This window comes from Asticcacaulis sp. (assembly GCF_020217185.1).
Taxonomy (GTDB): domain Bacteria; phylum Pseudomonadota; class Alphaproteobacteria; order Caulobacterales; family Caulobacteraceae; genus Asticcacaulis.
The window spans coordinates 1-10,000 of the sequence record NZ_JAIWNX010000104.1; the positions used below are offsets into that span (position 1 = coordinate 1).

A 10,000-nucleotide genomic window follows, 5' to 3' on the forward strand; every position below is an offset into this window, starting at 1 on the left:
GAAAGAGATCAACCTGACCCAGCCGGTCAACGCCATCGCCCGCACGCCGGAAGAGGCGTTCAAGGCGGCGCATGAGGTCGGCTATCCCATCGTCATCCGCCCGTCCTACGTGCTGGGGGGCCGCGCCATGGAAATCATCCGCGACGACGAGCAACTGACCCGCTATGTGCGCGAAGCCGTGCAGGTGTCGGGCGACTCGCCGGTGCTGATCGACCAGTACTTAAGCGCCGCCATCGAAGTCGATGCCGATGCGCTGTCTGATGAAACCGGCGTGTTTGTCGCCGGCATCATGGAGCACATCGAAGAGGCCGGCGTGCATTCCGGCGACTCGGCCTGTTCGCTGCCGCCCTTCTCGCTGAAGCCGGAAACGGTGAAGGAGCTGGAGCGTCAGACGGTCGAGCTGGCGAAGGCCCTTAAGGTCAAGGGGCTGATGAACGTGCAGTTCGCCATCATGAACCCCTATACCGACCCGAAGATCTATGTGCTGGAGGTCAATCCGCGCGCCTCACGCACCGTGCCGTTCGTCGCCAAGACGCTGGGCAAGCCGCTGGCCGGGATCGCCGCCAAGGTCATGGCCGGTCAGTCCCTGTCGTCCTTCGGCCTGACGCCGCGCGATTATCGCCACGTGGCGGTCAAGGAAGCCGTCTTCCCCTTCGCGCGCTTTGCCAATGTCGATACGGTGCTTGGGCCTGAGATGCGCTCGACCGGTGAGGTCATGGGCCTCGACTGGGTGCGTGAGGGCGAAGAGATGATCGACGCCTTTGCCCGCGCCTTTGCCAAGTCACAACTGGGCGGCGGCACCAGACTGCCGACATCGGGCAAGCTGTTTGTCTCGGTCAAGGATCAGGACAAGCCGGTGATCGTTGAGGCCATCCGCACCCTGCTCAGCCTCGGCTTCGAGGTGTGCGGCACGGCGGGCACGGCCGACTATCTGGCGGCGCAGGGCGTGAAAATCGACACCATCAAGAAGGTGCTCGAAGGCCGTCCCAACGTGCTCGACGCTATCAAGAATGGCGAGATCGCGCTGGTCTTCAACACCACCGAAGGCAAGCAGGCCCTGCTCGACTCCTTCTCGATCCGCCGCACGACGCTGATGATGAAGATCCCCTACTACACCACGGCCAATGGCGCTGTGGCGGCGGTGCGGGCCATCGCGTCGGGCCTCAAAGGCGAACTGGACGTCCGCTCAATTCAGGAATACGCATAACGAACAAAGCCCCGGTGAAAACTGGGGCTTTGCTTTTCGTGCGGGACCTTCATACCTCCCCAGCTTGCCGGGGAGGTATAGGCTCTTACCCCGCTTCGTCGATCAGGCGGCGCATGGCGTCGAGATAATCGACAAAGGCGGCGCGGCCCGCTTCGGTGAGCGTGATGGTCGTTACCGGCTTCTTGCCGACAAAGGCCTTGTCCACCGTGACGTAGTTCGCCTCTTCCAGCTTGCGCACCTGCACCGACAGATTGCCGTCCGTGGATTGCGTCTTGGCTTTTAGCGTCGTGAAGTCCGCCGACCCGGCTGTCGAAAGAAAGGCCATGATGCCCAGCCTCAGACGGCCATGGATAACGTCGTCGATACGCTCGATATTGAACTCATCCGGCATGTCTCAGCCCTCCGATGAGCGCATGAGAACCAGGCCCGGAATGGTGGCAATGAGGGTCAGGGTGATGGCATAGCCCAGCATCTGGAGCGGCTGACCGCCGACAAAGGCGAGGAAGGGCGCGCTGGCAAAACTGAGCAGGCCCACGCCCGCCATCCACTTTCGGCCCGACAGGACCGAGACGACCCACCAGCCAACGCCATAGAGGATAACGATAGCCGGCGCGATCAACGGCTGCATCTGCTCCATGGCCTTCATCCCGACCGCCGCCGCCGTCAAGGTAACGAACAGGGCGAAGATGGCAAAACCGACGCCCGACCACACCGAACCGATGGCACGGTTCATGGCATTGCCGACCCCATAGCGGCGCTTCGACGCAGCGATTGAGGCAATACACAGGACGGCATAGATGGCCGCCGCTACGCCCCAGTTCAGGGCCAGAAACCACGGATTGGGAACCGTGAGAACACCGTCCAAAATCAAATACTGCACCACGGCCGCCGCCGAGAAACAGATGCCGGCCCAAAAGAGCGCGCCGCCGTTCATGACCGGGGCGCGCCCGCCATCCAGAGCCAGAGACTTGAGATAGTCGATGTCGCTTTTAAGTGCGTTAGAGTCCATTGGGTTTGCCCCTCCATAAGGCAGCGTTTGATGTCGTCAGGGCCCTCTGTGTGAGCGGCCTGAGCTTGTTATGAATGAAGTGCTTTATTTTGTAAAGTGCTTTACGCGCAGCCATCATTACATTTTCGTAAGATTGCCGTCCGGGCTTGCCAAAGGGGCCAAAGCCGGGGTTAGTTTCAGGCAAAACCAACCTCGGGAAACCCTCCACATGTCAAACACGTCCTTGTCGCGTCAGGCCTTGCGCATGGCCGCCTCGCTGCTCATCTTGGGTGCCATGCCCCTCACCTCGCAGGCCCAGATGACCAATATCACCACCGTCGCCAAATCCACTCCGGCCAATCCCGCCACCCTGACGCCGGACGCCGCCGATCCGCGTCAGTATCTGGAAGAGGTCGAGGGCGAAAAATCCCTCGCCTGGGTCAAGGCGCAGAACGAGCGCAGCCTGAAAAGCCTGATGGCCGATCCGCGCTTTGCGCAATACGAAGCCGATGTGCTGAAAATCGTCGAAGCCACCGACCGCATCCCGTCACCCGGCTTTGCCAATGGCGGCTTCATCGACAATTTCTGGCAGGACAAGGATCATGTGCGCGGCATCTGGCGCCGCACGGACAAGGCCTCTTATCTGGCCGGGGCACCCAAATGGGACATCCTGCTGGACTTCGACGCGCTCGCCAAGGCGGAAGGTCAGAACTGGGTCTATAAGGGCGCGTCGTGCCTGCCGCCGCAAAACACCCGCTGCCTGATCAACCTGTCGAACGGTGGCAAGGACGCCGTGACGGTGCGCGAATACGACCTGACGACCAAGAGCTTCGTCGAAGGCGGCTTCACCCTGCCCGAAGGCAAGCAGATCGTCACCTGGAAGGACAAGGACACGCTCTATGTGGCGCGCGAATGGGCGCCGGGCGAGGTCACGCCGTCGGGCTACGCCTTCGTCACCAAGGTGCTCAAGCGCGGTCAGAGCCTCGATCAGGCGGTAGAAATCCATCGCGGGGCCAAGACCGACATGATGGCCTATCGCACCGTGCTGCGCGACATCGACGGCAACTACGTCATGGACTATGCCGAGCGCCGCCCCAGCTTCTTTGAGACCGATACGACCTGGTTCACCGAGGCGGGCGAAGTGAAGCTGCCCCTGCCGCTGACCTCGGAAATGAACGCCTACTATAAGGGTCAGGCCGTCTTTTCGCTGAAAGACGACTGGACCAGCGCCAAGGGCACGAAATACCCCTCCGGCGCGGTGATCGCCTTTGACCTGAAGGCCGCACTGAAAGACCCTAAAAACGTCGAGCCTTCGGTGATCTTCGCCCCGAACGATCATCAGAGCGTCGCCGGCATCGGTCAGACGAAGAACCATCTGGTGCTGTCGATCCTGTCCAACGTCACCGGTCAGGTACAGTCGGTGAGCCTCGTCAATGGCCAATGGGTGCTGAAACCCCTGCCCCTGCCGGAAAATTCGTCGCTCAGCCTCGGTTCGACCGATGACGAGTCGGATCAGTTGTTCGCCTGGTCCACGGGCTATCTGCAACCCTCGACCCTGTACATCGCCGACGCCGACAAGACGACGGTGACCAAGCTGAAGGCCAGCCCTGAACGCTTCAATGCTGAGGGCCTGAAGGTCGAGCAGCACTGGGCCACCTCGAAGGATGGCACCAGGGTGCCGTATTTTGTGGTGATGAAAAAGGACACCAAGCTGGACGGCAATACGCCGACCCTGCTCTACGCCTATGGCGGCTTTGAAATCTCGCTGACCCCGTCCTATTCGGGGGCGATTGGCAAGCTGTGGCTGGAAAAGGGCGGCGCCTATGTGCTGGCCAATATCCGCGGCGGCGGGGAGTTCGGACCCAAGTGGCACGAAGCGGGCCTCAAGACCAGGCGTCAGGTCATCTATGACGATTTTCAGGCCGTGGCCGAAGATCTGATCAAGAGCAAGATCACCTCGCCGCGTCGTCTGGGTATCATGGGCGGCTCGAACGGCGGGTTGCTGATGGGCGTGCAACTGACGCAGCGCCCGGACCTGTGGAACGCCGTCGTGGTGCAGGTGCCGCTGCTCGACATGCTGCGCTATCACACGCTTCTGGCCGGAGCCTCGTGGCAGGGCGAATATGGCCGGCCGGACGTGCCGGAAGAAGCCGCCTTCCTCAAGACCATCTCGCCCTATCACAACCTGAAGGCCGGGGTGAAATATCCGGAGCCCTTCTTCGTCACTTCAACCAAGGATGACCGCGTCCATCCGGGCCACGCCCGCAAGATGGCCGCGCTGATGGGGGATATGGGCCTGCCCTTCCTCTATTACGAAAACACCGACGGCGGCCACTCCGCAGCCGCCAACCTCAAGGAAACCGCCAAGCGGAACGCTCTGGAATATACCTATCTGGCGCAGAAGCTGATGGATTAAACCCAAACCCCTCTTCCCGTCGGAAGAGGGGGTTTTCTTCCCTATCGTTAATCTTCGATAAGGGGCGATCTGATCGTTTCCTTACGCGCGGGCTGATACCTCCGAAGAACAACTGAAGGAGGATCACCCCCATGCGCAAGATCGCCACCGCCGTCGCCCTGATGACGCTGACCGCCGCCTCTCTGTCGGCCTGCTCCAAGCCCGAAGCCCAGCAGGCCGTCGAAGAGGTACAGGAAACCACGTCTGAAATCGCCACCGACGCCAAGGACGCCATGTCCTCGGCCGCCGCTGATTTCGCCGTCTCCGACCCGATCAGCTATACCTGCGCATTGGGCACCAAGCTGTCGGTCGTCTTTTCCAACGACAAGGCCGATGTGACGGTGCTGTCCGACAACAACCGCAAGCTCACCCTGCTGAAAACCACTGCCGGCGACGGCACCCTCTATCAGACCGAAGGCTACAGCCTGCACACCAAGGGCAATGACGCCACCTGGGGCTCGGCGGACGAAGCCTGCACTAAGGGGTAAACCCTTTGACGGGGCGGCATTTTGGAAATAGTTTCCATTTATGGCCAGCTCACCCCAACCCACCCCGTCCCGCCCGCGTGGTCGCCCGCGCGAAGACCGGCTGAAACCCGACGCCCCGGCGACCAATCAGTCGCTGGAAAAGGCGTTGGGCCTGCTGAAAGTCCTGTCGGCCCACGACGGGATGAGCCTGACCGAACTGTCGCGTGAGGCGGGGCTGGCCGCCTCGACGGCGCACCGGCTTCTGGCCACCTTGTCGGCGCACGATCTGGTCAGTTGGGACGAGCCGTCGCAGAAATGGTCCATCGGCATCGAGGCCTTGCGCATCGGCATGGCCTTTCAGCGCCGCAACCGCATCCTCACCGCCGGGCGGCCGGAAATGCTGCGCCTGATGGAGGCGACGGGCGAGACGGTCAATCTGGCCATGCTCGACGGCTTCGAAGTGGTGTTCGTGGCGCAGGTCGAGTGCGAGGCCCCCATCCGCGCCTTTTTCCGCATCGGCGACCGCCGCTCGGCCCATGCGTCGGGCATCGGCAAGGCCCTGCTGGCGCAGCTTGAGGACCGCACTCTGGAGGCCCTGCTGAAACGCCGCGACCTGCCGCAATACACGCCCAAGACCCTGATTACCCCCGAAGCCCTACGCGGCGACCTGAGCGCCATCCGGGCGCGCGGCTGGTCGCTGGACGACGAAGAGGCCCATATCGGTATGCGCTGCGTCGCCGCACCGGTATTCAATGAATATGGCGAAGCGCGCGCCGGGATATCGCTGTCCGGCTCGTCCTTACGCCTCAGCGATGACCGCCTGCCGCAACTGGCGCAACAGGTGCGCGAAACCGCCGCCCGCATCACGGACCTGATCGGCGGACACCTGTTGAGCCCCGTCTCCCTGTAACCGAGAGAGACGGGAAGTTATGCCAACTCCACCACCTGTTTCGCCGCCTGCCGACGGGCGTGCAGGATGAACTCCGTATAGCCATTGGCCTGTTGCGCACCCTCAAAACACAGGTCGCAGGCCGCCTTGAACGCCTCGCCGTCATAGGTCAGCGCCATCGGGCGATAGGCAGGATCACTGGCATTTTGCGCATCGACGACCTTCGCCATGTGTTTCAGGCGCTCCAGCACCTGTGCCTCAGACACCCAGCCGTGCCGCAGCCAGTTGGCGACGTGCTGGCTGGAGATGCGCAAGGTCGCGCGGTCTTCCATCAGGCCGACATCATGGATATCCGGCACCTTGGAACAGCCCACGCCCTGATCGACCCAACGCACCACGTAGCCGAGAATGCCCTGCAGATTGTTGTCCAGTTCTTCGGCAATCTCTTCGGGGCTGTAGGTCCGCGTCGCCAGTGGCGGCGTCAGAATATCATCGACCGAGGCGCGTGGGCGGGCGCGCAACTGGGCCTGCACGGCGGCGACATCGACGCGGTGATAATGCAGGGCGTGCAGGGTGGCCGCCGTCGGTGACGGCACCCAGGCGGTCGAAGCCCCGGCCTTCGGATGACCGATCTTTTGCGTCATCATATCGGCCATCATATCGGGGGCCGCCCACATGCCCTTACCGATCTGGGCATGGCCGGGCAGGCCAGCGATCAGGCCGCAATCGACATTGGAGTCCTCATAGGCCCTGATCCACACCGCCCCCTTGATCTCGCCCTTGCGCAGGACCGGGCCGGCTTCCATCGAAGTATGGATTTCATCGCCCGTGCGGTCGAGGAAGCCCGTATTGATGAAGAAGACGCGGTCCCTGGCGGCTTCGATACAGGCCCTCAGATTGACGCTGGTGCGGCGCTCCTCGTCCATAATGCCGATCTTCAGCGTGCGGTCAGGCAGGCCCACGGCGCGTTCGGCGACGGCGAAGGTTGCGACCGCAAAGGCCACTTCGTCCGGCCCGTGCATCTTGGGCTTGACGATATAGGCCGAGCCCGTGCGGCTGTTGCGGCCGGCGTCGTGGCGCGCGATCAGGGCGGTGATCATCAGGTCGATCAGCCCCTCCGGCACGGCCTGACCGTTGTGGCGCACCATGTCACTGTACATATGCAGACCGACATTGCGCGCCAGCATCAGGCTGCGCCCATGCAGGGTGAAGGCCTGACCATCGGGGGCCGTATAGGCGCGGTCGGGATTGAGGCGGCGCGTCTGCACCTTACCGCCCTTGTGGAACTGTTCGCTCAGATCGCCGCGCGTCAGGCCCAGCCAGTTGCGATAGAGGCCGACCTTATCCGCCGCATCGACGGCGGCGACGCTGTCTTCCATGTCCATAATGGCCGACAGGGCGGCTTCGAGCCCCACATCGGCGACGCCCGCCGCATCGGCCACCGGGCTATGGCGGTCGATACGGATGTCGATATGCAGGCCATTATGGCGCAGCAGGATCGACTGCGGCGCGTCGGCGGGGCCGCTGAAACCGACAAATTGCGACGGGTCTTTCAGCGGCGCGCCATTGGCCCGCAACTGCCCGTCCACCACCCTATAGGCCGTGACCGCAGCGTGGCTGAGCCCCTCCAGCGGCACGAATTCATCGAGATAGGCCTTGGCCGCCGCCTGCACCGCCGCACCACGCGCGGCGTCATAGCCGCCCGACGCCGGAACCGGCCCCAGCACATCCGTGCCATAGAGGGCGTCATAGAGGCTGCCCCAGCGGGCATTGGCGGCGTTCAGAGCGTAGCGGGCATTGGACACCGGCACGACCAGTTGCGGGCCGCTCAGGCGCGCAATCTCGTCATCGACATTGGCCGTCGTGACGGTGAACGCCGCCGGTTCGGGCCGCAGATAGCCGATTTCACTCAGAAAAGCCTTATAGGCGACCGGCTCAAAGGCGTGACCGCGGTGCCAGTCGTCGATCTGCGCCTGCAAGGCGTCGCGCTGAGCCAGAAGGGCGGCATTGCGCGGCGCGAAGTCGCGGATAAGCCCGGCCAGCCCGTCCCAAAACGCCACCTCGGCCACGCCAGAGCCCGGCAGGGCCTCTTCGCGGACAAAGCGCCACAGGATGTCATCAACCTCGATACCGGAGACAGGGGTGTAGGCCATAGCGGTTTCCTCTTTAACTGATGCGAGGATAACCGGTCATGGCCCAGCGGGTCAATTTTTCCGGAAATTATTTCCAGAATTCAATTTAAATATAAGTATATGATTTTATTTAATAAATAATTTCCATTTTTGGCGTTATGCGCCGCGCGTATTCACATAAAGCGCAAACAGCGACTGTCCCGCCGTCATGAACAGGCGGTTCCGGGCCCGTCCGCCAAACACCAGATTGGCGCAGCGATTGGGCAGGTGGATATGGCCGATGGCCGTGCCGTCCGGGGCGAAGACGCGCACCCCGTTCAAGCCCGGCCCGCCACCCCAGCCGCACCAAAGATTGCCGTCTTCGTCGCAGCGGAAGCCATCCGGCTGCCCCGGCGCGCATTCGACAAACACCCGGCCATTCGTCAGGCTGTCGCCCGCCACCTCAAAGACCCAGATGCGTTTGGGCTCGCCCGACTGCGCGATGTAACACAGCCGCTCATTCGGTGAAAAACAGATGCCGTTGGGCCGGTCGATGGCGTCGGTCACCACGCTCAAACCCGCCTCCGTCCAGCGATAGACGTTCGTCGGCAGTTCGGGGTCGGCGCGATGACCTTCGTAATCGCCCAGGATGCCAAACGGCGGATCGGTGAACCACACCGACCCGTCGCTTTTCACCGTGACATCATTGGGCGAGTTGAGGCGCTTGCCCTGATAATGGCTGGCCAGAGTCGTGAGCGTGCCGTCATATTCGGTGCGCGTGACGCTGCGCGTACCATGCTGACACGAGATCAGCCGCCCCTGCCGGTCGCGCGTGTGGCCATTGGCGAAATCCGCCGGCTTGCGAAAGATCGACACCGCCTCCGTCTCTTCGTCCCAGCGCAGGATGCGGTCGTTGGGGATGTCGCTCCACAGCAGGTAGCGCCCGTCGCCGAACCACACCGGCCCCTCGCCCCAGCGCGTGCCCTCATAGAGCCGCTCCACCGCCGCCAGCGACAGGCGGTACGTGTCAAAGCGCGGATCGAGGCTTTCGATGGACGGATCGGGGTAAATCTCTGACGGTTGCCACATGCGATGTCTCCGGTTTTCCACTGGCTACACCGGAGCGACCCCGAAAATCAAACCCGCCAAAAGGAAACCCTGAACAAACCTTAGCCACCCCTTGCCTGCCGGTCACTTTCGCTCATTAATGCGCAGACGGCGCGTCGTCGTCTCTATCCAGTGGGAGCCTTATGAAACCTGTCGTTCGCGCCATTCTGGCGGTGCTGGCCGTGACCGGCCTGAGCGCCTGCGCCCCGGTGGTGCGCAGCCACATCTACCTGCCCGATCCCCTGCCCGCCTCCGCGCAGTGGCCGGGCGAGGCTCCGCGTGAGGTCAGCGTCACCACCGCCGATGGCCTGAGCCTCAAAGGCTATTATTACCCGCCGCGTGAGGCCGGGAAGCGTCTGATCGTTTTCTTTCATGGCAATGGAGGCAATCGCTATACCGCCGCCCGCTATGCCGCCCCGCTGGCGGAGCAGGGTGACGGTCTGCTGATTGCCGACTATCGCGGCTATGGCGGCAATCCGGGCACCCCCAGCGAGACGGGCCTGCGCGCCGATGCCGCCGCCTTCATCGCCTATGGCCGCACCCTGCAACCGGGCGCGCCCGTCTATCTGTTCGGGCATTCACTGGGGGGCGGCGTGGCGCTTGATGCGGCGACGCGCGAAGACATTGCCGGGGTGGTGACGCTTGGCACCTTTACCTCGCTGACGGCCATGGCCCCGGCCTATGCCCGGCCGATCCTGCCGGACCGCTTCGACAACCTGAAAGCCGTGAGCCGGATCAAGGTGCCGCTTCTGCTGATCCACGGCACGGCGGATGAC

At 63.0% G+C, this 10,000-nt stretch carries 9 protein-coding genes; 5 read left to right on the plus strand and 4 right to left on the minus strand.

The annotated features are described in order from the left end of the window. The coding region (locus LDL37_RS05155) for an ATP-grasp domain-containing protein (RefSeq protein WP_290795248.1) at window positions 1–1,207 on the plus strand (1,207 nt) is incomplete at its 5' end. A gap of 85 nt (window positions 1,208–1,292) precedes the next feature. On the opposite strand, the gene LDL37_RS05160 is transcribed toward LDL37_RS05155, so the two are convergent. After that, on the minus strand, window positions 1,293–1,598 hold the full coding sequence (locus tag LDL37_RS05160; RefSeq protein WP_126421220.1) for a transcriptional regulator: 306 nt from the start codon (window positions 1,596–1,598) through the stop codon (window positions 1,293–1,295). A 3-nt stretch (window positions 1,599–1,601) separates the two neighbouring features. Further along, a complete protein-coding gene (locus LDL37_RS05165) occupies window positions 1,602–2,216 on the minus strand; it encodes a hypothetical protein (RefSeq protein WP_290795251.1) in 615 nt (204 codons plus the stop codon). A gap of 208 nt (window positions 2,217–2,424) precedes the next feature. On the opposite strand from LDL37_RS05165, the gene LDL37_RS05170 reads away from it, so the two are divergent. The 3 genes from LDL37_RS05170 to LDL37_RS05180 all read left to right on the plus strand — a co-directional run bounded on the left by LDL37_RS05170 (window position 2,425) and on the right by LDL37_RS05180 (window position 6,027). Then, window positions 2,425–4,611: a prolyl oligopeptidase family serine peptidase gene (locus LDL37_RS05170; RefSeq protein WP_366509216.1), complete on the plus strand. Its 2,187-nt coding sequence runs from the start codon at window positions 2,425–2,427 to the stop codon at window positions 4,609–4,611. Between the two features lie 131 nt (window positions 4,612–4,742). After that, window positions 4,743–5,138: an MliC family protein gene (locus LDL37_RS05175; protein ID WP_290795255.1), complete on the plus strand. Its 396-nt coding sequence runs from the start codon at window positions 4,743–4,745 to the stop codon at window positions 5,136–5,138. Between the two features lie 40 nt (window positions 5,139–5,178). Then, window positions 5,179–6,027, plus strand: a complete 849-nt coding sequence (locus LDL37_RS05180) for an IclR family transcriptional regulator (protein WP_290795257.1) — start codon at window positions 5,179–5,181, stop codon at window positions 6,025–6,027. A gap of 17 nt (window positions 6,028–6,044) precedes the next feature. Here LDL37_RS05180 and LDL37_RS05185 read toward each other — a convergent pair whose 3' ends face one another. Both LDL37_RS05185 and LDL37_RS05190 read right to left on the minus strand, forming a co-directional pair. Continuing rightward, window positions 6,045–8,159, minus strand: a complete 2,115-nt coding sequence (locus LDL37_RS05185) for a malate synthase G (protein WP_290795259.1) — start codon at window positions 8,157–8,159, stop codon at window positions 6,045–6,047. Window positions 8,160–8,294: 135 nt separating this feature from the next. Further along, window positions 8,295–9,206, minus strand: coding sequence for an SMP-30/gluconolactonase/LRE family protein (locus LDL37_RS05190; RefSeq protein WP_290795261.1), 912 nt, complete (start codon window positions 9,204–9,206; stop codon window positions 8,295–8,297). Between the two features lie 161 nt (window positions 9,207–9,367). On the opposite strand from LDL37_RS05190, the gene LDL37_RS05195 reads away from it, so the two are divergent. Next, window positions 9,368–10,000, plus strand: a 633-nt coding sequence (locus tag LDL37_RS05195) for an alpha/beta fold hydrolase (protein ID WP_290795264.1), incomplete at its 3' end; no start/stop codon positions are given.

Excerpts from the sequence above, each read along its gene's own strand:
- LDL37_RS05160 (WP_126421220.1), bottom strand. The coding sequence starts at position 1,598 with ATGCCGGATGAGTTCAATATCGAGCGTATCGACGACGTTATCCATGGC.
- LDL37_RS05165 (WP_290795251.1), bottom strand. The coding sequence starts at position 2,216 with ATGGACTCTAACGCACTTAAAAGCGACATCGACTATCTCAAGTCTCTG.
- LDL37_RS05170 (WP_366509216.1), top strand. The coding sequence starts at position 2,425 with ATGTCAAACACGTCCTTGTCGCGTCAGGCCTTGCGCATGGCCGCCTCG.
- LDL37_RS05175 (WP_290795255.1), top strand. The coding sequence starts at position 4,743 with ATGCGCAAGATCGCCACCGCCGTCGCCCTGATGACGCTGACCGCCGCC.
- LDL37_RS05180 (WP_290795257.1), top strand. The coding sequence starts at position 5,179 with ATGGCCAGCTCACCCCAACCCACCCCGTCCCGCCCGCGTGGTCGCCCG.
- LDL37_RS05185 (WP_290795259.1), bottom strand. The coding sequence starts at position 8,159 with ATGGCCTACACCCCTGTCTCCGGTATCGAGGTTGATGACATCCTGTGG.
- LDL37_RS05190 (WP_290795261.1), bottom strand. The coding sequence starts at position 9,206 with ATGTGGCAACCGTCAGAGATTTACCCCGATCCGTCCATCGAAAGCCTC.